Annotated in this window: 17 protein-coding genes; 8 read left to right on the top strand and 9 right to left on the bottom strand. The window is 34.3% G+C overall.

Annotated elements, in window-relative coordinates; translation table 11 throughout:
• Positions 1 to 333: 333 nt before the first annotated feature.
• Positions 334 to 1,404, bottom strand: coding sequence for a beta-propeller fold lactonase family protein (locus tag ABH968_RS17125; RefSeq protein ID WP_370045845.1), 1,071 nt, complete (start codon positions 1,402 to 1,404; stop codon positions 334 to 336).
• A 272-nt stretch (positions 1,405 to 1,676) separates the two neighbouring features.
• On the opposite strand from ABH968_RS17125, the gene ABH968_RS17120 reads away from it, so the two are divergent.
• From ABH968_RS17120 to ltaS, 3 genes are all read left to right on the top strand, one after another.
• Complete coding sequence (locus tag ABH968_RS17120) at positions 1,677 to 2,378, top strand: hypothetical protein (protein ID WP_370045843.1); 702 nt, start codon at positions 1,677 to 1,679, stop codon at positions 2,376 to 2,378.
• A gap of 996 nt (positions 2,379 to 3,374) precedes the next feature.
• On the top strand, positions 3,375 to 3,539 hold the full coding sequence (locus tag ABH968_RS17115; RefSeq protein ID WP_370045841.1) for a hypothetical protein: 165 nt from the start codon (positions 3,375 to 3,377) through the stop codon (positions 3,537 to 3,539).
• A gap of 412 nt (positions 3,540 to 3,951) precedes the next feature.
• Positions 3,952 to 5,889: a lipoteichoic acid synthase gene (ltaS, locus tag ABH968_RS17110; protein WP_370045839.1), complete on the top strand. Its 1,938-nt coding sequence runs from the start codon at positions 3,952 to 3,954 to the stop codon at positions 5,887 to 5,889.
• 154 nt (positions 5,890 to 6,043) lie between these two features.
• Here the strand turns inward: ltaS and ABH968_RS17105 are convergent, their stop codons facing one another.
• Positions 6,044 to 6,226 carry a gamma-type small acid-soluble spore protein gene (locus ABH968_RS17105; RefSeq protein WP_370045838.1) on the bottom strand — a complete coding sequence of 61 codons (183 nt, stop codon included), beginning with the start codon at positions 6,224 to 6,226 and terminating at the stop codon, positions 6,044 to 6,046.
• Between the two features lie 533 nt (positions 6,227 to 6,759).
• On the opposite strand from ABH968_RS17105, the gene ABH968_RS17100 reads away from it, so the two are divergent.
• Positions 6,760 to 7,371, top strand: coding sequence for a class I SAM-dependent methyltransferase (locus tag ABH968_RS17100; RefSeq protein WP_370045836.1), 612 nt, complete (start codon positions 6,760 to 6,762; stop codon positions 7,369 to 7,371).
• 324 nt (positions 7,372 to 7,695) lie between these two features.
• Here the strand turns inward: ABH968_RS17100 and ABH968_RS17095 are convergent, their stop codons facing one another.
• The 4 genes from ABH968_RS17095 to ABH968_RS17080 form a co-directional block, all read right to left on the bottom strand.
• Positions 7,696 to 8,997, bottom strand: a complete 1,302-nt coding sequence (locus ABH968_RS17095; RefSeq protein ID WP_370045834.1) for an alpha/beta hydrolase family protein — start codon at positions 8,995 to 8,997, stop codon at positions 7,696 to 7,698.
• A 183-nt stretch (positions 8,998 to 9,180) separates the two neighbouring features.
• Positions 9,181 to 9,615, bottom strand: a complete 435-nt coding sequence (locus ABH968_RS17090; RefSeq protein ID WP_370045832.1) for a DUF3021 family protein — start codon at positions 9,613 to 9,615, stop codon at positions 9,181 to 9,183.
• Positions 9,616 to 9,627: 12 nt separating this feature from the next.
• A complete protein-coding gene (locus ABH968_RS17085; protein ID WP_370045830.1) occupies positions 9,628 to 10,065 on the bottom strand; it encodes a LytTR family DNA-binding domain-containing protein in 438 nt (145 codons plus the stop codon).
• An 835-nt stretch (positions 10,066 to 10,900) separates the two neighbouring features.
• A complete protein-coding gene (locus tag ABH968_RS17080; protein ID WP_370045829.1) occupies positions 10,901 to 11,842 on the bottom strand; it encodes a DMT family transporter in 942 nt (313 codons plus the stop codon).
• 402 nt (positions 11,843 to 12,244) lie between these two features.
• On the opposite strand from ABH968_RS17080, the gene ABH968_RS17075 reads away from it, so the two are divergent.
• Together ABH968_RS17075 and ABH968_RS17070 are read left to right on the top strand one after the other, a co-directional pair.
• The gene (locus tag ABH968_RS17075) at positions 12,245 to 12,883 is read left to right on the top strand and encodes an MFS transporter (protein ID WP_370045827.1); all 639 of its coding nucleotides are present in this window, start codon (positions 12,245 to 12,247) and stop codon (positions 12,881 to 12,883) included.
• A 650-nt stretch (positions 12,884 to 13,533) separates the two neighbouring features.
• A complete protein-coding gene (locus tag ABH968_RS17070) occupies positions 13,534 to 15,012 on the top strand; it encodes an Lsa family ABC-F type ribosomal protection protein (RefSeq protein ID WP_370045825.1) in 1,479 nt (492 codons plus the stop codon).
• 315 nt (positions 15,013 to 15,327) lie between these two features.
• Here the strand turns inward: ABH968_RS17070 and ABH968_RS17065 are convergent, their stop codons facing one another.
• A complete protein-coding gene (locus ABH968_RS17065; protein WP_370045824.1) occupies positions 15,328 to 16,176 on the bottom strand; it encodes an MBL fold metallo-hydrolase in 849 nt (282 codons plus the stop codon).
• A gap of 646 nt (positions 16,177 to 16,822) precedes the next feature.
• Here ABH968_RS17065 and ABH968_RS17060 point away from each other — a divergent pair.
• Positions 16,823 to 18,802 (top strand): cation:proton antiporter, encoded by a 1,980-nt coding sequence (locus ABH968_RS17060; RefSeq protein ID WP_370045822.1) that lies wholly within the window; start codon positions 16,823 to 16,825, stop codon positions 18,800 to 18,802.
• Between the two features lie 74 nt (positions 18,803 to 18,876).
• Here ABH968_RS17060 and ABH968_RS17055 read toward each other — a convergent pair whose 3' ends face one another.
• A complete protein-coding gene (locus ABH968_RS17055; RefSeq protein ID WP_370045821.1) occupies positions 18,877 to 19,500 on the bottom strand; it encodes a hypothetical protein in 624 nt (207 codons plus the stop codon).
• Positions 19,501 to 19,817: 317 nt separating this feature from the next.
• Between ABH968_RS17055 and ABH968_RS17050 the strand changes: the two genes are divergently transcribed.
• The gene (locus ABH968_RS17050; protein WP_370045819.1) at positions 19,818 to 21,911 is read left to right on the top strand and encodes a beta strand repeat-containing protein; all 2,094 of its coding nucleotides are present in this window, start codon (positions 19,818 to 19,820) and stop codon (positions 21,909 to 21,911) included.
• A gap of 384 nt (positions 21,912 to 22,295) precedes the next feature.
• Here ABH968_RS17050 and ABH968_RS17045 read toward each other — a convergent pair whose 3' ends face one another.
• Positions 22,296 to 22,547, bottom strand: coding sequence for a hypothetical protein (locus ABH968_RS17045; protein ID WP_370045850.1), 252 nt, complete (start codon positions 22,545 to 22,547; stop codon positions 22,296 to 22,298).
• Positions 22,548 to 22,672 lie beyond the last annotated feature (125 nt).

Below are 22,672 nucleotides of genomic sequence, written 5' to 3'. Positions count from 1 at the left end.
GGCAAAATTAAAAACGAGTCCGGTGCAATACCGAACTCGTTTTACCCAAGCTGCCTAATGAAATAACCGTGTCTAACTTTTAGGGGTCACTTCAGAGCAGACGTTTTTTTGTGGGAATATCTTGATATAAAGATGTACCATTAATAGGCTGTCCAAATATCAATTCCTCTATTTAGCGTTAGTTTTTCAAGTTATATTTAGTCATGGTTTTTAGACAATAAAAAGAACAGCTAACAATTAAGTTAACTGTAAAAATAGATATATAGACTTATTTGTTTTACATTAGTCAAGGGGCATTCACTCCATTCGGTTTTGGTTGTTTGGTCGCTACCATTATACCGAATCTAGAGAGGTGCCTGTTTGGCAAATTGTCCCGGTTTTTATACCAGTAGGACCGTTAAATCCTGGAATTGTATCGATTACCGTATTTGTTGCTATATCGATGACAGACACAGTTTGGTCAGCCTGATTTGTGACATAAGCAAGTGTTCCATCCGGCAAGATGGTTACTTGGTCAGGGGATAATCCTACAGGGATTGTAGCAATCACCATATTTGTTGCTGTACTTATGACAGATACAGCATTACTACCTTTATCTACAATGTAAACAAGTGTTCCATCAGGTGTAATTGCTGTTCCAACAGGTCCTGTTTCCACAGGGATTGTAGCAACTACCGTATTTGTTGCTGCTTCAATTACAGATACTGTGCCACTATTTTCATTTGTAACGTAAGCAAATTGTCCGCTCGGTGTGAAAACGATTGATCTAGGGCGAATTCCCACGCCGATCGTAGCAACCACGGCATTTGTTGTTGTATTTATTACAGATACTGAACTTGAATTTTCGTTTGCAACGTAAGCAAACGCACCATTCGGAGTAAAAGCTATGCCCTGAGGTTGAAGCCCTATCCCTACTGAAATAGTAGCGGTTACAGTATTTGTAGCTGTACTTATAACTGATACTGTGTTTGATCCGTGATTTGCAACATAAACAAGCGCTCCATTTGGTGAAACTGCTATACCAAGAGGATTAACTCCTACTGGAATGGTAGTGATTGGATTGTTTGTTTCAGTACTAAAAACCGTTACATTATTCGATAAAAAAGCTGTAACATAACCAAATTCTCCATCAGGTGAAATCGCTACTTCTAGAGGGCCATTTCCTACTGGAATGGTAGCGACTATAGTATTTGTAGCTGTATCGATCACTGATACTCTATTATCAGGAGTAACTAACTGACCAGCGTCTGTAACGTACACTAAAAAATGACAAGGTGGAGTTGGTGGTACAGGTATAAATGGTGGCTTACAACGACAAGGACAACAAAAACCACAACAATGACAACGACAACTTGGATTTGATTTAAACTTGAACTTTTTAAAATTGTTATGTTCTTTCCTCACACTGCACAACCTTTCTATCATATTATATTGATACTATATGTAAACAGAATTATGTTTCTTGTACGTTTTACCTAAACCAAGTACTTCTGAAAAGTGTCGAGTGGTTTTTTATATTAGTTTCCAAGCAATGTTTGATTCCTAAATTATAGTGTTTCCTGGTGATAAAAAATAACTGGTGCGATTGTTCAATTAAAGCAACCACTTTTTGTACTAACGGTGCATATGGAATAAACAGTGAGTTATAGAGAACACTAAATATGAGGTGTTTTCTTATGAAAAAAAAACTTATTTTAATTTTTGTCATTTCTCTTTTTGCCGTTTTAATGAAAACTAAAGCAATGACAGATGAATATGATGAAATTGCAAAGTCTGATAAAGTGAATGTTTCCATATTTGCGAAAAAGATGAATAAAGTATATTCAGATTTTAAAATTGATTTGCAAGGTAACGTCCTTTCAAAACCTTATTGGATAAGTACAACAAATCCTAGTTGGTCTCCTCAAATTATCTACGAGGACATTAATAAAGACGGAAAGAATGAGTTAATCATAATATTGACCAAGGGCTATGGTACAGGAATATTAGAACGAGAAGTTCACGTTTTCCATATACAAAATCAACTATTAAATAAAAAGCTTGTTGAAGTTCCAGTTGAAGTACTTGTTGATGACCCAATTGCAATAGTATTAAAAAACGTAAAGACCGAGTTATTACTCAACAAGGCTAATATTAGTATAGGCGACAAGAAATATACAATTGATATTAAACCTTTAGGTATTAAACCTGAGCATTTATTTACGGATATTTACTTTGGTAATATTATCAACTTTGAAATAAAAGACAATCAACTTATTGCAAAAATCGGAGGTCAAATTTCACCATCAGGTGGATATATAGGCGATATTCAAATTATGTATATGTTCAGAGATAAAATGTATCAAGTAAAATCAATTGAATTTAAACGATATAAATAACGAATTGTTAAACTCCCATGAAAGAACTTAATCATCTTTCATTTTCTGTGGTGAAGAGCTGTTTTTTGCGCTTCATGGATGGCTAACGGGGGCTTCAGTGGAATTAGGAGTACAAAAATAATGTAATGAAACTTTTTTATAAAAATTTCGTACTAAGTTAAAAAGATAAACTCCATTTTGATCGATCATTTTTCAAAATGTAAATTAGCTATTAAATAAGGTTTAAAGCAGAATGGCTTAGGCGTTATTCCAAAGCCTTTTTTAATGAAATGAAAGTTACAGGTAAGAGACTACTAAAGTGCCACAGCAGAAGAATTTATTATAATTTGTAAAATGGTAACAAAGCAACAACGTTTGGGGAGGTTTCGAAGTAACCATGTGGTCAGGTTCTTATGCTGAAAGCTTAAGTAAGTATCTACCTATGATTTCATCTTTGAAAAATCATAGTGATTTTATCTATTGTCCAATGGGCAGTTAAAGTAGAAGTTAAATTAGAAAAGTATATTCAAGAGCAGAGAGATAATGAGTTACAAAGAGAGTAGCAAAAGAATAAACGTTTTGCATGATAAATTGTTAATAGAGGAAAGCGAATTTTTATATTTTGGTGACCTACTACATCTAAAACTTTGTACACCATCAACACTCACCACATTGTGAAACGGTTGCGTGATTGAACTTAACGGAGATATAAAAGAAAGAGTTATGGCTTAAAATACCCAGTAAATGTTAGTTTTTTTAAAAAACTAACATTTGCGGGGGAGTTTTTAGGAAATAGATTTATAATATAGGAAGAATTGTACTAACTGTCTTCAATTATATTTACAACTTGACAGAAGTCTATATGGGGAGTAATATACAATAGCTGCGAAAAAAGCTACTGTGAAATAACATTTTTTAAAATGCAATACTTATAATATAAGTTAATATACATCGAGATTTAAGTTTAACTTTTTTCAGCAAATGTCTTTTGTACCGAAAGCGTAGTGACAGGTACAGATGTTTATTGTAGCGAAAGCAAAGCGTCAGCTACAGAAGTCTCCCACCTCTACAGCTGGTGAGATGAATGCGGTTTTAAGTCACTTTTCAGCAGGTGTCCAAACATCCGCTGAAAAAGAGGAACTCACTCTAAGTACGCCACGTCGTGTGGCAACGACTGAGTAACCAACATCGTGCTGTTGCCGCTGCCGCTTCGCTTTCGCGCAGATAAAACCCTTTTGCTGTCGCTTCGCTTTCGCACAGACAAAACACGTTGCTGACGCTGCGTTAGCACTACGCTTTCGCGCAAAAAACATCTGCCGCTGACGCTTCGCTTTCGCGCAAAAAACATCTGTTGGCCTAAAGCCTCCGGCGGATGTCACGGAAATCGGAAAGAACTTAATAAAGGATGTTAGCCTAAAATCATCGCATCCATGCGATAACGGCTAACTGACCTGCATCGGTAAAAACGCCACGTCCTGTGGCATTACCGAAATGACCGACATCGTGTCGGCCCTCGTGCAGGCCTAAGCAAAAAGCCGATTCCGGACGCAATTATGCCGAGGCATAATTGATTAAGTAAAAGGTAGGTGCAAAAATGAAAAATTTATTAAGTAAAAAAGATAACCTATTAAACAACTTTTTAGGGATATATATAATAGCTGTTTTAATGTTATGGATTAAAACATACATCGCTCAAACAGCACAATTTAAACTAGGAGTAGAAGGATTCCTTCAACATTTCCTTTTACTAATAAATCCACTAGGTTCAGCAATGCTATTTCTAGGAATTGCCTTTTTATTTAGAGGAAAGAGAAAATATACATCACTAGTTGTAGTTTATACTCTGATGTCTATTGTTTTATATGCCAATATTGTTTATTACCGATTTTTTAGTGATTTCATTACATTACCTACAGTTACCCAAACGCAGAACTTCGGAGATTTAGGTGGTAGTGTTCTTTCTTTACTAAAGCCTTATGATCTCTTGTTCTTTGTGGATGTATTTGTAATGTTTTACCTACGATTCTCAAGAAAAATACAAAAAGAGACCAATCGTTTTGGATATAAAAAAGCAACGGCAATCATTACTTTTGCATTAGCAGTATCAATCCTAAATTTAGGACTAGCTGAAGCTGATCGTCCGCAACTATTATCTCGAGGTTTTGATAGAAACTATATTGTGAAATATCTAGGAATGTATAACTATACGATTTATGATTCAGTAGAAACGATGAAAGCATCTTCACAGAGAGCTTTGGCGGATAGTAGTGATATTACAGAAGTAATGAACTATACAAAATCCAACTACGCCAAACCTAATGCAGAATATTTTGGTAAAGCAAAAGGAATGAACGTCATCTATTTACATTTAGAATCATTCCAAAACTTCCTGATCAACTATAAATTAAACGGTGAAGAAGTTACACCATTTTTAAATTCATTAACAAAAGATAAGAATACAATGTATTTTGATAATTTCTTCCATCAAACAGGTCAAGGTAAAACTTCCGATGCAGAATTTATGCTGGAAAATTCTTTATTTGGGTTACCACAAGGATCTGCTTATATTACAAAAGCACAAAATACGTACCAAGCAGCTCCTAGTATTTTAAAAGATTATGGTTATACATCGGCTGTATTCCATGGTAACAACGGAAGCTTCTGGAATCGAAATGAGATTTATAAATCATTTGGATTCGAGCATTTCTTTGATGCTAGTTATTATGACACTGGTTCTTCAGAAAACATGGCTGAATATGGTTTGTTAGATAAACCATTCTTTAAACAATCTGAAAGTCTTTTAAGTTCGTTACCACAACCTTTCTATACGAAATTGATTACGGTAGGGAACCACTTTCCATATAAAATGGATCAAAACTTAGTAACAATTAATAAAGCTGATACTGGAGATGCAAGTGTAGATAATTATTTCCAAACAGCACGTTATGCAGATGAAGCAATCGAACAAGTCTTCAATCAATTAAAAGAATTAGGCTTATATGATAATTCGATGATTGTTCTTTATGGTGACCATTACGGTATTTCAGATAATCATAATGCAGCGATGGAACAAGTCATAGGAAAAGAAATTACACCATATGAAAGTGCTAATTTACAACGCGTACCATTATTTATACATGTTCCAGGAATGCAAGGTGGAACGAACCATACTTATGGTGGCCAAACAGACCTTCTCCCAACACTATTACATTTACTGGGGATTGATACGCAAAAATTTGTTCAATTTGGTTCAGACTTATTATCAAAAGAGCATGATGAAATTGTACCATTTAGAAATGGCGGTTTTGTCAGTCCAACGATTTATTCAATTAATGGGAAATTTTATGATAATGAAACAGGTTTACTACTAGATGATAGTCAATTAGAGTTTGCGAAAACTATGAAAAATAAAGTAGATCGTAAATTGGAATTATCTGATAAAGTCGTGAATGGTGACTTATTGAGATTCTATACGCCAACAGGTTATACTCCAGTTGATCGTTCTAAGTATAATTACTCCAAAGATAAGTAAATTTTTCAAGTGAAATTGGAAAATTCCACATCAGAAAAGCGCGAGAAATCAATGTATCTAAAATTGATTTCTCGCGCTTTTTAAGGTTTTGACCAGTTTTATCCCAGCCTTTTTTTGAGGGAAGAAAAAAGGTAGCCGGTTGGGGATAATCAACTTATTTTGTACTGTTTTTGTTTGCAAATTGACCAGAAGCTTGTTTTTTGTTAGCTTCTGCTTGTTGGATTTGTTGTCTAATTTGATTAACATCAGTCTCATTCCCGAATTCTTCGTTCATTGAGTTCATTGCATTTGGGTTTTTTTGGTTAAAATTTTGGTTGTTGTTATTCATGGATTTCACCTCCTGAAATTAGTCTGTACAGAAGATGCTTTATTATTCGTAGAAATGAAGTCGTAATCAACAATCATAATTTAATGGCGAATTTTATTTTTTGATCGATATACAACGTCCCACCATCGAACGAGCCTTATTATACAGCTCTCTAAATGCAATTGAGATGATTTCTAGTTCTTTAACTACTTTATCAAAAAGTATTTAAATGGTAATCCAGACATAAACGTGAACATTATGGTATTTATGTCCATGTATTCCGTAATAAACTAAAAAAGTAGAAGATTAACAATGTGCTAAGGACTTATAACAATTATGGCCAATACTAATAACTGATAGGTGGGTTATTTTAATGAGTCTCATCTTTATAATCCCAAAAGAATGATTGGCTCCGCATGTAAAGGCGTCGAATTTTAAAGTTTACGACTGTTAATAACGAAGCAATTAGTTGAATTATTATTTGCAGAATCGTATCTTAAATAATGACACGTTTTTTTAGTATTTAAGTTTGTTAATTAAGCCGCCTGATTGGAGAGATAATAATGGGAAATACTGATAAGTTTGAAATGATTGCTAATATATATGACACTCCTGAAAGAATCCAAATCGCAAAGGTATCATCAGATGCGATCAGAAATTATTTAGTTGACGCTAAAAGCAAGAATGCTATTGATTTTGGGTGTGGAACGGGTCTTGTTGGAATGAACTTGTTAAACGAGTTTAATTCTATGCTTTTTCTGGATACATCACAAAACATGGTTAATCAAATAAAACAAAAAGTAACTAATTTTAATATTCAGAGAGTAGATACATTATGCTTTGATATTGAAAAGGAAAGTATAACGGATTTACATGCCGACTATATTTTTATGGCACAGGTTCTACTTCATATTCATGATGTTGAATTAGTTTTATCAAGATTATTTGATGTTCTTAATGAAGGAGGACATCTACTGATCGTAGATTTTAATAAAAATGAAAAAATAGTTTCAGATATTGTTCATAACGGATTTAATCCAGAAGAGCTAACCGACATTATGACAAAAATAGGGTATAGAGATATTCAATTCAAAACTTTTTATACAGGAAATAAAATATTTATGGGACAAGATGCTTCTATGTTTATTCTTGATTCAAAAAAGGGACATCGGTAAGAAATAGGTTTAAAATTTGCAGTTTCTTCTAAGTCTTGTAAAAGAGTATTATCTGATAAAGCAACAAAAGAAATAACTAACTCGACAGATTGAAATAAGGATTGATAACTACTTTACCAACTTTAGACGATTTCAAATCAAGCATTACACAATAGAAAGATTGAAGGCTTAGGGTTTTAGATGTTTCAATGAAAGAAAAGTTATTTAATAGAGGATGCTCAATAAGTCTTTGTTTTTAAAGTTAATGGGCTTCCTCTATTAAAATTTATACAAGTATTTGATAGGGGGCCGTATCCTAAATAACGACGACAAAAAGCTTTGTGTTCAATATGTTTCTTTGGGAGTGAAATGGCCGATTCCCTTTAATGCAAAGTCAAAAAATTTAAGAATTAGTTCATTTTCAGTTTCAATGCAGTAATATTTATCAATATCGGCTTTTCCTCCTTGTAGAATATTTGCCAGTATAGGAGAAAAAAGCGATAAATCGGTCAAGCTTAAATGTTTTGCCCCTTTAAAATGAGTTGTATATGCTCCTTCGAACTGTTTATTGTTGAGTTTGTTCGCTACATAAATAGGAGTACTATCCAGTTGGTCCCAAACATCGTCCGAATAAATGTTAAAAAGTGGGGTTGTGTAGGCTTTGCTGCTTGCCACAAAATTATCATCTGCTTTGTTATAAACAAGTTCACTAAAGAAAGGGGCATCGATATTTACTACTGCACTTACATCATCGCGCGCTCTGCCTAGCCACACACTTGCAGCACCTCCCATTGAGTGCCCAAACACACCAATTTTCTCTGTATTGATATGTTGATAAATAGGGTCATTGTCACTTTTGGCTTTTGTAAGTATTGTATCAATGACAAAATTCATATCATCTGTTCGCAGTTTCATCCATTTTTGTATGATATTGTACCGTTCTTCATTTGAGTAAACACCTTTATTCGTATTTTCGAATTCATTTCTAAAATCTGAATTGATCATAGCTACTGTTCCATCCTCTGAACGAGTATAGAAGGAATGATAAGGATGATCGATGGAAACGACTACATAACCGTGGCTTGCCAGCTCAGTATAAGTAGATCTGTTGCTTGTCTTGATACCATATGCCCCATGTGAGAACACTAATAGAGGGTATGGTCCATCTGCGTTTTTGGGATACCAAAATTCCACATTAACAATTCTGTTGTCCCCCTTGTCAGTAAATTCTTCAATACGATTCTTGTCAATATATGTGTCAGTAGCGGTTGCGACTTCATATTCTCCTGTCACTTTTGGTGATTGATGCTGTGGAAAAATAATAACAGGTGAAAGTACAAAAACAAATGTCAATATCATCATAATGGACTTCCACACAATGTTAGAAGTTTTGTATTGTTTGATATTCGTTTTTTTAAGGATAAGAGAAACTGTCCCATTTACGGCTAATAAGAAAAGTAGTATAGCAAGCATTACCCAGCGAAAACTCCAGACAATCACCGATGAAACAGTAAGTATTACAAATACAATAAATACAGCAATTCTAATCCAATTCTTTATTTTTTTATGGTTTTGCTTAGTTGCCATGCAGTAGATTGCAAAAACAATCTCGAAATTCAAAGCCATTAATAATAGTAAAATTCCCATAGTCGTTCCTCCACCTCATTGGAAAAATTTTTATGAAATTATCATAATAAACGGATGGAAGGATGTATATGGAAAAACGGTAAGTTGTATTCACAAGCAAATAAGATGCAAAAAAACGGTAAGCTCTAATGCTTACCGTAAAATCATCTGTTGAAGATAACTACTGCTTATTAATTTTCTTGACTACTCACCAAGGTCTTTCTTAAATGTCTTTAGTTTTTCATTGATTTTTTTTGCATCTTTTTTATCATTTTGCCATGACAGTAGACGAACAATGATATAGATTACCGCAATTTGCAGTGCTAGCATGATTACACCTGTTGCATCATTTACAAGATTAATAGCTCTGCCAAGGACAATCAATAAAACCTCCAAAGTGAAGAAATGAATAATAATCCTTTTACGCATACTCTTCTCACTTAGATCATTAAGAGAACATAAAATAAATCCCGTTAAGGCACTTAAAAATGAAAATGCCATAATGATATAAATCGATTTCAAATCAAAGACTATGTCAGGATTATATATTTGTCGCAACATAGTAATCATCATGATTATGGATGCGAAGATGATGAAGAAATTTTTTATTATCTTTTGTACAAGTTCAAAAAAATTCATACGTATCCCTCTTTACAAACCAAGCATATTTTTAAGGACAGGTACATACTGCCTTGATATAACAGTACGTTCTCCGTTATCCAGGACAGCTTCGAATCGACCACTTATAGTCGGATAAACAGATGAAATTTTGGTGATGTTCAAAATAGTTGATTTCGATGCGCGTAAACAATTTTTCCCTTTACATAATTCCTCTAACTCGTATAGTTTTTGTTTTACCTCAAAAACGTTGTCCCTGCAGTACATAAAAACTTTTCCCTCGACTGCCTCGAAATAATAGATATCACTAAGCTTAATGCGGTGAATACAATCATTTTGATGTCCGAGTAAAATAAGGTTTTCAGTTTTCAGCTTGTTTATAATTTCATATATTTCGTCATCAACCTCATGACACCTAATTAGGATCTCTTCTTCTAATTTCTGGCTTATTTCTTCTATTGAAATTTTCATATTATCACCCACGAAAATTCAAATTATTTCAGTTATACTCGAGCTCTGTATAAACTTGCAAATGAAACACGACTAAAAAGGTTTATTTATCCTGATAACACCTCCATATACAATCCTTTTTTACATTTTATCAGGTTACCGTTTTGATTTTATTTTATGATAATATCCAGAATCTGCTAAGTCAAGTGCAGGATAAAGGGCTCATTAATAGTTATAACTATAATAAGGATAAAGAAATTTTCACTCGTTATGATTAGTATCTTTTCTTTCCAAGTTCTCTACTTTTCGTTTTAATTGCTCTATATCTCTTATTTTAGTTATTATGAATTTAATTGATAAATAAATAGCAAATATTAATAAAATCAGTATAATTGCGATAATAATTGACTCCAACATTAACATCACATACCTTTCTTACTTTCCACTTTTTTAAAAAACACATTAACTAATGACTCCTCACAGTTCAATATTACTAAACAAAAACATTCTAGTAAAATGAATATACTGATTGTTCTGTATTTGTTGTTTGTTTTATAAATTCAATAAAGTAAATGAGCGGAGTGGGAGAGGGCGATGGGATTGGAGAATATATACATTTTTGCGGGAGGGAAACTAAACAACAACATTTGGAATAAGTTAAAAAGTAACCGCTGTCTTTAAGGACTTGCTTCGAAGTGAAATGAAACCATTTCCTATAGAGGATATAAATATCTCAAACAAAGTATTATTAATTGATTAATATAAAAAATGTCTGCTTATGAGGGAAAGCAGACATTTTTATGTGGAAATTCTGAACTTATTCGTTGTTTCCCACAAGTACATATTGATAGGCGACTTAAAATACCCTGATTAAAAAAACGCCAACTATCATAACAATTAAGCCAAATATTTGTATTGGTTTAATTTGATTTTTTAAAGAGTTAAATAAACCGAATTTCTCTACCATCAGGCTACCAGTGATTTGACCAAATAAAACAAGGACTACAGTTTGCCCATTTCCGATTTGATCAACGAGAAATACATTTATTAGAACATAAGACCCCCCTAAAATACCTCCAATCCATACCCACCAAGGAGCTGACTGCTTAATAGGCTCCTTAATATTTGTATAAGAACGATCTATTACTCCAACAACGATAATTAACGTAATGGTACCTACAAAAAATGAAACAAAGGCTGCGTGAGAAGAAGAATTCAGAACTTTTCCTAACTGACCATTGATAGCAATTTGTGTAGCCAGTAATATTCCTGACATTATTCCTACTAAACGCCAAATCCATTGATTTAACATGTTTTTTTTAGTTGCTTCGGAAGGATATTGGTTAGTTTTCATACTCGGTATAGCCACAGCTAAAAAAACACCTATGATGACTAGTAATACTCCAAAAACTCGGTTCAAACCGAAAGAATATTGTATAGAATTAATCCAACCATAATTGTCTATTAGCATACTCATCAAAGTCATTCCCAAGATTGGCATTATCGCCGTTTGTACACTTCCTAATTTAGGGAATAAAAGTATATTGGTGGTTACGGCAACTGCACCACAAATTCCCCCTAGCCATATAAAAATAGGTTGGCTTAAGAATAAATCTAATGGAATACCTAATGGTAAACCACTAACTAATATTGTAATCGCTAAAAAGATTACCCCCACAGTGAATGAGATCATTGAAGCTAAAAAAGGGGAAATCACGAATTTTCGTAATTGAGCATTGATCGCTGTTTGCATAGCAAAAACCGCTCCAATGCTTATAGCTAGCAGTATTGCAAACATAAGAATTCACCCCAAATCTTGTTGAATAAAATTTAGTTTATTTTAATGAGATATTCTCCTTCTCATAATTAAAAAAGAAAAACGACGATATTGACTAATCAAAACCGCCGTTTGGCATATTGAATAAATTTTAGGCACCAAAGTTCAAATTTGATCATTATTCAAAATACCGTATGTTTTCTCTGTGTCAAGGAAGTTCTGCTGTTTTTGGTTATATGTGACATATGAAATCATTACTAAAATCCATTTTATTAAAAGGCAATAGTTAATCTATGATTGTTCATGCAATAAGATTATAAAATGATTACACATTTTAATGAAGTAAAAAAAGACTGAATATTGGTAAGGGCACTGAAAAAGTCCATATCTTCTCACATTGCGAGGTATTCAACGATTAAATCGTTGAATACCTCGCTTTTTTCATTTGGCACTGTGACTCTACTGTTGTTTTCCGAAGCATTCCGCTCGCTTTCCGTGGGCGAGCGCCGAGCCTCCTCCTACGCTTCGCTTCGTGCGGGGTCTCGTCTGTCTCGCTCCTTGACTCATAATTTATCCATAAATAAAGAAAATGTTTATCACTATGCGGAAAAAAAAGTGCATGATCTTCATGTTGATCCAGCGGAGCAAGAGCAAATATTAATAGTAACAAAGGAAAAAATACAAAACAAAGGCTTAGAGTCGAATATAGAAAAGAAACAGGGAACTAATTATATTGGCATAAGTCAACAACAAAAGGAAAGCATGATTAAAGAGAAAGTAAACAATGCTTTAAATGAAGTTCCTGTAGAATACAGAGAAATAAAACGGGTAGAAATAACAAATCAAGTAACGAAAGCGGTTGAAGAAAAAATAGAGAACATAAATAGAGAAATTAATACATTCTCGGATGATATTAGTCATTACGCTGAAAAAGAGATGGCAAAAAGTTTTACTGATTTATATAAAGTGAGTGTACCAATTATTTTGCTCTGTAGTTTAGTCGCTTTTATGTTTCGTAATAGAAAATTTGAAGTTGATAAGAGAAAAGGGCAAATTGTATAGTAAAATTGTTGCCTCAAGATTTAGCAACGAAGTTTCAATCTTATAACTTCTAAGGGGGTTTCTCCAGGTATTAATATGGCTTTATATCTTGTTGAGAAAATTATGGAGGAATCTGCAGCTAAACGAACAGCTAAAACTATCGAATTTATACTATAATTTTTTTAATTTGAAGTGAAGATGATGCTTGAATTGTATTCCAGGAAAAAATTTGTTAATATAAAATTACAATGATGAGAGGACTGATGGATGGACAATGATTAACTAATCTGTATTTTTATTTGAAATGAAAAACTTCAAACTACAAAATATAGGATTAGTCTGTCCATTTTTATAAATCAGTTTACACTTTATTTGTCATGGTTCCAATGACAAATAAAGAGCTTATTTAATATAAGTGAAAGACTAATCCTTCCAATTTACAAATTGGGAGGGTTTTTTATTCTCTCATGGTTAAAATTTTTTTCCGTAACTTCAATCTAATAAAATATAGGAGAGTGAAAAATGAGCGATTCAGACACTATTGTTACGCATGTAATACTCCGGATAAGTCGTTAATATCCATCAAACTTATGCGGAGAAATTTAGAATAGATGGATGTGCCGACTTTGTATGAAAAGTAAAAAGTGTAGGTATACAAAGGAGGAATTATTATGTCAATGATAAAAGTTCAAGATTTAACTTTTTCTTATCCAGGTAGCTTTGACAATATTTTTGAAGGTGTTGACTTTCAAATAGATACGGATTGGAAACTTGGATTTATCGGTAGAAATGGGCGAGGTAAAACAACATTCTTTAATTTATTATTAGGGAATTATGAGTATAGTGGAAAAATTATTTCTTCAGTAGAATTTAATTATTTCCCTTATCCAGTTGCGGATAAAAACAAGTATACTTATGAAATTTTTGAAGAAATTTGTCCTCAAGCAGAAGATTGGGAATACCTTCGTGAAATATCCTACTTAAATGTAGATGCCGAGGTCATGTACCGACCATTTACAACATTATCAAATGGAGAACAAACAAAGGTGTTACTTGCTGCACTTTTTTTGACTGAGGGTCAATTTCTATTAATTGATGAGCCAACCAATCATCTAGACACTGATGCACGAAAGATTGTCTCTGATTATTTAAGGAAGAAAAAAGGGTTTATTTTAATTTCACATGACAGAATCTTTTTAGATGGATGCGTTGACCATATTTTATCTATAAATAGAGCAAATATTGAAGTTCAAAGTGGTAACTATTCTTCTTGGAAGTTAAATTTTGATAGACAGCAGGGACATGAAGAGGCAACAAATCAGCGTCTACAAAAAGACATAGGGAGATTAAAACAGTCTTCAAAGCGTTCAACAGGTTGGTCTAATCAAGTGGAAGCTTCCAAAAATGGGACGACGAATTCGGGTTCTAAGTTGGATAAGGGTTTTGTAGGGCATAAAGCGGCTAAGATGATGAAGAGAGCAAAGAACCTTGAATCAAGGCAGCAAAAAGCTATTGAGGAAAAGTCAAAATTGCTAAAAAATGTGGAAAAAACGGAGTCGTTAAAATTACAACCATTGGAATTTCAGTCAAAGGAATTGATTGTTTTGGCTGATGTATCGGTTAAGTACGATGGCCAAATAGTGAATAAACCAATAAGCTTTAAAGTGGAACAAGGTGACCGAATTGTACTTGATGGAAAGAATGGAAGTGGAAAAAGTAGTATCCTAAAACTAATTCTAGGAAATTCGATACTGCATACTGGCTCAATGAATTTAGGTTCAGGCCTTATTATTTCCTATGTTCAACAAGATACTTCTCATTTGAAGGGACTGTTATCTGACTTTATTGAAGAGCATCAGATTGATGAAACGTTATTTAAATCCATTCTACGTAAGATGGATTTTGACCGAATTCAATTTGAGAAAGATATAGCTCATTATTCTGGTGGACAAAAGAAAAAACTGCTTATAGCCAAAAGTTTATGTGAAAAAGCCCATCTATATATTTGGGATGAACCATTAAATTTTATTGATATTTATTCGCGCATGCAGATAGAAGAGCTTATTCAAAGATTTAATCCCACAATGGTGATTGTTGAGCATGATCAGGTATTTCAACAAACAATCGCAACCAAAACTATTTCTATGTAGGTGAAGAACTGAAGATATAATCAGTTAATCAGGCATTAAACTATGGTGCATTAGTTGAAGAACGTAGATAAAATAATCAACTTCTTTGTGAAGACCTAAACATAAATATATAGAGAAGAATCCATTTTGATCAATCTTTTTTCAAAATGGATTCTTTTATTTATCGTAAAATACTGGATTATGAGGTTTTTTGAACAAACTTTATTTTAAAGCAACAATAAAAAGAATTGGTGACAAAGGTATCAAATCAGCAACAATTTAGTATGGTGAGGAAACTGGTATACCAAAAGGCTGAAGGAAGTGGCTATTAATCAATTATTGTGATTGAATTATACGATCATTGACAAATGCTTTTAAGAAAAATAATTCATTATCATTGGGGTCTCTTTTATTTTCTACTTTAAAGCACTTAATAGCATTTTCTAGTGAGGTGGATTTTACAGCTCGACTTGCTGTTGTTAACTCTTCCCAATATATAGTCATTTCATTGGAATCACAGATCGATTCATGACCAAGTAAGAACATTTCAGCATCATATTTTTTAATGTCATTAATCATAGGTAATAACAATGATTGCTTGAAATGAAATAGGGAATTTGTAGTTGTACAATATGCAGAATCACCTAAAAAAACAACTTTTTCGTCAGGAATATTAATAATTGTAGAGTCGTCTGTATGAGTACTTCTGATTCTTTCAATTAGGCAAACTTTATTACCTAAATCAATAGTTAATGTATTTTCAAAAATTACATCTGGAGAATTCAATTTAAAACTACCTCTGTTAGGTATATCAGCTTTTATAATCTCTATACACTTAGCGCTCATCTGATTAGTTTTCACATACTTTTGCAGTGAATTATCATCAAACCTATAACTTTGCCATTCTTTTAGCATTTCGTTTGTTCGACTATTAACTATAACAGTTGCTTCAAATTCATTCATACCAAGGAAGTGATCCCAATGAGCATGTGTAATTACCAAATATTTAATAGGTGGTACATTTAGTTTCTCGATTTCTAGTAAAAAATCTTTAGCATGTTGAGTTGAATTTCCAGAATCTATAATTAGACTACATTGGTCACCACATACCAATCCTAATGTTGGTCGTTCGTTATCATCTTGATTTGGTAAATAATAAATAGTATCACTTAATTTATTTAACATGTTATTTCTCCTCTACGTTAGATATTAATTCTATGAAAGAGAAAATCTACATGTTTGTTGTAAAAAACTAAAACATAATTTAAGATTTTCTCATTTTACTTTTTTACCATTGGACTGTACCTCCTTTTTTTACTAAGGAAAAGTATAACACAATAAACGGATTTTTGTGAAAATTCAAAATAGTGGTACCCGTATTTTATTTAAAGTGCACACTTCGTCAAAATAACAGACAAAACAAGCGCTCTCTATTTTGTAATAATAAGCACTGGATAGGGAGGGGTAATGGGATACCCCATGTGAAAATAATTTCTTTCCGTTATCCAATAAAAACAAGGTCTGTTTGGAAGGAGATTATTCTATAGGAATAATTTTATCTTTGATAGACAGCAGTATTTCTAGTTGCTTCAAAACACTTGTAGGAAATCAGCAGGCTTAAACCCAGCCATATAAAACCGGCGCCTGTTAGCGTCCCACCCATGTAATCTTTCACTTGTTGATGAAATAAGGGGTAAATTGAGTCAGTGAACAAATACTAACTGTGAAAAGGCTGTATTTTATTGAACAGCAAACCTTATTTATTTACAATTAGTAGAGTAAAATTTGGTTGACCTTAAGAAACAATATTTCTTAGAAAAGGAGGTCGTACATGGGGCTCTTAATATCGATATTAATTCTACTTGTATTATTATTAGTGACAAATGTACTGGCACATTATATTTCTTTCATCCCGATTGCTTTAATTCAAATTGCAGTTGGAATTATAGTTGCTTTAGTAGCAAAGAATTTTACCATTGAAATTGAAGCGGAATGGTTTTTGCTATTGTTCATTGCACCGTTACTTTATTATGATGGCGCACATTTTCCTCGTGAACAATTATGGAAAATGCGATTACCGATTTTAGGCAACGCTATTGTATTAGTATTATTAACGACTATTGTTGGTGGTCTGTTTGTGCACTGGATGATTCCGTCGATTCCTTTAGCGGCTGCCTTTGCTTTAATGGCTATTTTATCACCTACTGACCCAGTGGCGGTAAATGGCATCGCCAAAAGAGTTCATATTCCAGATCGTATAATGAATTTAGTTCGCGGGGAATCTTTAATCAATGATGCATCGGGGTTAATCGCGTTTAAATATTCAGTAGCGGCGATTGTAACCGGTTATTTTTCATTGAAAACAGCAACAAGTGATTTTCTTTATATGTTTTTTGTTGGTTTACTTATAGGGATTTTAGGTGCATTAGCAATATATTGGATTCGACTTCATCTTCGCCGTATAGGAATAGTGGATTCAACATTTTACGTCTTGCTACAAGTTCTAACACCATTTATTTTATATTTGATAGCAGAAGAAGTATTTCATGCATCAGGGGTAATTACAGTTGTAACAGGTGGAATTATAGCGGCAATTGTTAAAGAAAAGACCGAAAGTTTCATTGCACAGGAACAGGTGGTAACAGAACATGTTTGGTCAATTGTGACTTTTACATTAAATGGGGTTATTTTCCTCCTGCTTGGGCTAATGCTACCTTCTGCCACAAATTCTATACTAGTAAGCGAGGAAATTCACAATAGTATCCTTATTTTATATGTGCTAGCAATTGGCTTGTTGGTGTTAGTCATCCGTTTTATTTGGGTGATGTTCTTTAATGTAGTAGATAAAAAAATATTTAAGAACGAAGATACAGTGACAATGAAAGATCATATTGTGACAACGCTTGTTGGCGTTCGAGGTACGATCACGATGGTAGGTATATTATCATTACCTCTAGTAACTGATCTAGGAGAATTATTTCCGGATCGTCAATTACTTATCTTTTTAGCTGCAGGTGTTATTTTATTCACCTTGATAATGGCAACCATATTTTTACCTTTATTAAATGATCAAGAAAAAGCCCAACAGCCAAATATAATGAATGAAAAAAGAGAAATGTTAAAACATGCGATTCGTAGTATTCAACGTGAAACAGTTGAAAAAAATGCTGCTATAGCTCTAAAGTTAATGAATCAATATAACGCAATGTTAATGAATGTTGAGCGAAAACAGTCAGAAGAATCATTTCAAGCATATAGGCAACAAATGTTGGAAGCTAGAAAAATTGGGATGGAATTAGAAATAATTTATACGAAGCAATATATGACTGAACTTGGATTAAACGAATCAATACAACAGGAAATTGATTATATTCTTAAAGAAAGAAAAGATATGTTAAATAATCGAACATTTACATTGCTAAAACGTCGTTTACGTCATTTTTTACGTGAACGGAAGATGAGCAAACTACCAGCCAATGTTGTAGAACAAATTAATAAAGTAAAAAAAGATTTAAAAGATTATGTGACATCATCAATTATCAAGCATGTTCAAGAAACGAATGAATATTCTTTAGATATTGCGCAAAAAGTGGAAATGTACTATCGTCACTTACAATATTCATCTTATAAAATGGATTCTTCAGAACAGGAAGAACAAAAAGAAGACTTAGCCTTTATAGCCATTGAAGCACAAAGAAATCTTATAAATGAATGGTATCAGGCTGGTGATATAAATAATGAATTAGCAAAAGAATTAAGAAGATTTGTAAATAATCTGGAAAGTGTTATTTTACTTGAAGCGGAAGAATAAATGGTGGCTGCCTAGCATAATTTGCTGGGCTTTTTATTTGCTTTGGTACTTTGAGTTAGCTACCAAATCTTAGACTAATCTGTTAATAATGCAATTGGCAATGGCTGCTGGTTCAGAGGCATTTTTGCCTGGATAGGCCCATTAGGAAGTAAGTGTTCCTTGAAAGTAGGAGACTTTGGCATATAAGTATATCCGCCTGCTACCGTTTCTTTTGTTTCAACATCATAAATTGCATATCTACCTCTAAATTCTTTTTCTGTGTCTTTAAAGGAATAAAAGAAATAAACTTGCCTATTAGGGCTAACAGTCTGATGGTAGTTAATATCTATATCTGGGTAGGGACGAAGAATATTTCCATCAAAAGTTACATAATTTAATCCTTCTACCTCATTAAACAATAACTTTTTTCTAATATTTACAGATGCATCAGACATTTCTTTAAAAAGAACAGTATCCAATTGTCTTTGCTCCTGCTTATGTCTTTGATAAAGCTCCTGATGTACAGGATACTTTAGGTCTCTTAATGCCTGGTAAAATTCATCTACAGTTTCATCAAAATCTTTTTCCTTATTTGCAGGATATAAATATTCAATTTTATCTGAAGGTGTAGTTTGTGAATAAACAGGATTTCCTAATAACATGGAAAGACTGCACGAAAAAATAAACATATACAAACTAATTAAGAATGGATTTTTCATTTAGGTTACTCCTTTTTAAAAGTAACGTACCCTAAATGTTCTTTAACTATCCTGCATTGTTAGTTGAATTAGAAAAAGATGGGATCTCTATGGAATCCCATCTTTAAGTAAAGCACCCATTAGCTTAATAAGAGAAGTTAATTTCCGGAGGGACATTGTACCCCAAGGCGGATTATACAAAGTAAATCGCTAGAGCCCCTTGTTCCAACCCCAACGACAAGAACCGTCCCCTTAACCCAGCCACGTTTTTCCACTCTGGCATATAATTTTAATAAGGTTATTTTATAAAAAACAATATAAAGGGGATATATATATATATGATTGTAGATGTTAATGTTTTCAACTTTACAGATATTACAGCAGCATTAGTGAGCGCACAAGACGGAGATGTATTCAATTTTTTTATAATAAATGATATCAATTTCAGTAGTGTTGTTTTGATACAAAAAAATATCACAATTAACCTGATAAATAGCAGCGGCAGTAGTAGTGTTACACTTGCGATTACAAGTGGAGGAAGCTTTCGTCACTTTTCAACGTTAACAAACGGCAGTTTAACCGGAGTGTCGATGAATGTAGGTGTAGGTATCATCCTTGATGGCGGAGGGACGGGCGGAGGTATATTAATTTTCGGTTCCAATTGTTCCCTAACGCTTGATGGCAGCACAATTACCAATTGCAGGAGTAGTGGCAACGGTGGCGGTCTCCTGGTTCAGGGCAATATCAGTAGAAGTAGTTTGATCATGAACGCCGCGCTCATAGAAAACTGTTTTGCTGGTAGTGGTGCCGGCGTCTTTGGTACTGACTGTGACATCGTGATGAACGGTGGGGAAATAACAGGCAACCGTGCGAACAACAGCGGTGGCGGTATTACCACAATAGCGGGAGGGAACAGTCTGGGTTCCACCCTTACCATTAACGGAGGAATAATCAGCGCTAATTCTACCGTGGTGGCTTTCGGTGACGCAGGAGGTATAAACGCGTTTGACACCATCGTTACAATTCAAAACAGTGAAATAAGCAACAATTCGGCCGACGGCAATGGCGGCGGCATCTATTCAATGCCACAATCTTTGGGTAGCAATGCAAATGCGCTTGTTATCATGAACAGCACAATAATTGGCAACAGTATAAGAAATTTCGGCGGAGGTATTAGGGTACAGGGTGTTCTAGGCGAATTTTCAATTACAAACTGCTTAATTACTGAAAATAAGGCAGTCAGTGTTATAGCCGGCTCAAATCAAGGCGGTGGCATTTACTTCTCCAGTGGTTCCACCCTTACCCTGAGCGACGGCCAGGTGACCGGAAACACAGCGGGAACAGGAGGAGGCGGGATTTTTGTAAATGATGGCTCTATCCTTGTCCTTACAGGGATCGCTGAGGTAAGCGGAAACCAGGCGGGCCTTGAAGGTGGCGGCATTGATGCATTTTCCGGCTCTTCCGTTACCATCGAAGGAAACGCAAGAGTTATCAATAACCACGCAAACAGCAACGGGGATCCCCAAAATGCTACCCGTGGCGGCGGAGGGATTGCGCTTTTTGCGTCGACACTTACGGTAAATGCGAATGCGACCTTCAGCGGCAACTCATCTTTAAGCTACGGCGGAGCAATTTGGACTTTTCCGACATTCACTCCCATCTCAACTGTTACCATTACGGGCGGGACGATTGAAAATAATACAGCAAATTTTGGCGGTGGCATCTCCATGGGCGCCGTTCCAGGATTCACACCTACCTTAACGATAACCGGCGGCATAATTACGAATAACACCGCATTAACGGATGGCGGCGGCATCATTGCCATGGGTTCGCTCGTTTCAATTGCCGGCGCTGAAATAACAAATAATACCGCCGGTGGGGACGGCGGAGGTATATTTACGGATGAGCTCGCCAATGTAACGGTATTTGCCTCCGTTATATTCAGTGGAAACCTTGCGCAAACATATGCGTATTGGGCTATCACAAGCGGGGGTGACAGCGATATATATAAGACGCATATATTTACAGAGCATTTCAGCACTTTCATCCCAAATCAGACGCCGCCACCGTTGGTATGGTCTTTTCTAAATGCTTATAACAATTACGACATCAACTATGTTAAGCCGGTGAAAATCGTAACAGTAAACTTTGTAGAGTTCAATAACCCCGCCCATGTGATACATTCAACCATTATTAACAGTTTTATTGGTGCCACGGTAATCATTCCGCCGTTTGAAACGTTTACGGACATCAATGGTACGCTATGGACATTGTTCCCTCCAGACCAGCCCGCACAAACAATACAATTAATCAATCCTGAGGCAGATTACGTCGTTACATTCACTTACGCAACAACACCTATATTCACGATAACACGTAGGTCTGTTAACGCCTGCTGTAAAGGCATTCGCATTGATTGCGATAACTGCTAACTTGACCTGTCATCGGTAAAAAACGCCACGTCTTGTGGCTTTACCGAAATGACCGACATCGTGTCGACCCTCCTGCAGGTCAAAGCACAAAGCCGAATCCGGATTACAGAAAGAAGATTAAAAAAGCTGAAAACTCAGAAGAAATAAGAAAGGCATTTGTTCCTTTTCTTTTAGTAGGGTTCTATTTTTTGTATCCATTTCATTATTTCTTACTTAACTAACGGGGTGCAAGAGTTAAACAAGGTGTTGCAGCGGCAGCATCTTTTTTCTTGTTGTGCTAACGGAGTTTAGTTTAAAAAAATAAGAGCTGTCTAAACAGCTCAATGTTCTTCAAGTAAAGCACCTTTTAGCTATTTAATGTGAAAACTATTAATTGATAAGTTTTCACGTTTTATATGATACCCAAATCTTATATAAATCTAATCCAGATTCCTTTTCATAAAAATTTTTTGTATGAACTTGAAATTCATCTATTTGAGCTAAGAAAAACGCTAGAGAATAAGCTATTTTATAATCAGGTGTAATGTATCCCGATATTGTTCGTCCGAACATTTCGTTCGAAATAGAGTCTGCCCATACTTCAGATTCTCTAATAGTGTCAAAGATAAAATCTTCTCTTTTCCAAACAATTTCTATTTAATCATCTCCTCACTTCTTAGATAAAACTATTTCGCCTTTCTCTTTTGTAAAACCTTCTTGAGCTATACTGCTTCTTTAGTTTAAGTAGAAAAAGGCACTACTCCTTATTGAAGTAAAGCTAC

This window comes from Lysinibacillus sp. RC79 (assembly GCF_041262405.1).
In the GTDB taxonomy this organism is placed as follows: domain Bacteria; phylum Bacillota; class Bacilli; order Bacillales_A; family Planococcaceae; genus Lysinibacillus.
This window is presented reverse-complemented; position numbering and strand designations above follow the sequence as displayed.

What these genes read in the sequence shown, in the direction of transcription:
- ABH968_RS17090 (WP_370045832.1), bottom strand. Translation starts at nt 9,615, where the DNA reads ATGAATTTTTTTGAACTTGTACAAAAGATAATAAAAAATTTCTTCATC.
- ABH968_RS17060 (WP_370045822.1), top strand. Translation starts at nt 16,823, where the DNA reads ATGGGGCTCTTAATATCGATATTAATTCTACTTGTATTATTATTAGTG.
- ltaS (WP_370045839.1), top strand. Translation starts at nt 3,952, where the DNA reads ATGAAAAATTTATTAAGTAAAAAAGATAACCTATTAAACAACTTTTTA.
- ABH968_RS17055 (WP_370045821.1), bottom strand. Translation starts at nt 19,500, where the DNA reads ATGAAAAATCCATTCTTAATTAGTTTGTATATGTTTATTTTTTCGTGC.
- ABH968_RS17065 (WP_370045824.1), bottom strand. Translation starts at nt 16,176, where the DNA reads ATGTTAAATAAATTAAGTGATACTATTTATTATTTACCAAATCAAGAT.
- ABH968_RS17050 (WP_370045819.1), top strand. Translation starts at nt 19,818, where the DNA reads ATGATTGTAGATGTTAATGTTTTCAACTTTACAGATATTACAGCAGCA.
- ABH968_RS17085 (WP_370045830.1), bottom strand. Translation starts at nt 10,065, where the DNA reads ATGAAAATTTCAATAGAAGAAATAAGCCAGAAATTAGAAGAAGAGATC.
- ABH968_RS17100 (WP_370045836.1), top strand. Translation starts at nt 6,760, where the DNA reads ATGGGAAATACTGATAAGTTTGAAATGATTGCTAATATATATGACACT.
- ABH968_RS17070 (WP_370045825.1), top strand. Translation starts at nt 13,534, where the DNA reads ATGTCAATGATAAAAGTTCAAGATTTAACTTTTTCTTATCCAGGTAGC.
- ABH968_RS17095 (WP_370045834.1), bottom strand. Translation starts at nt 8,997, where the DNA reads ATGGGAATTTTACTATTATTAATGGCTTTGAATTTCGAGATTGTTTTT.
- ABH968_RS17080 (WP_370045829.1), bottom strand. Translation starts at nt 11,842, where the DNA reads ATGTTTGCAATACTGCTAGCTATAAGCATTGGAGCGGTTTTTGCTATG.
- ABH968_RS17115 (WP_370045841.1), top strand. Translation starts at nt 3,375, where the DNA reads ATGTTTATTGTAGCGAAAGCAAAGCGTCAGCTACAGAAGTCTCCCACC.
- ABH968_RS17120 (WP_370045843.1), top strand. Translation starts at nt 1,677, where the DNA reads ATGAAAAAAAAACTTATTTTAATTTTTGTCATTTCTCTTTTTGCCGTT.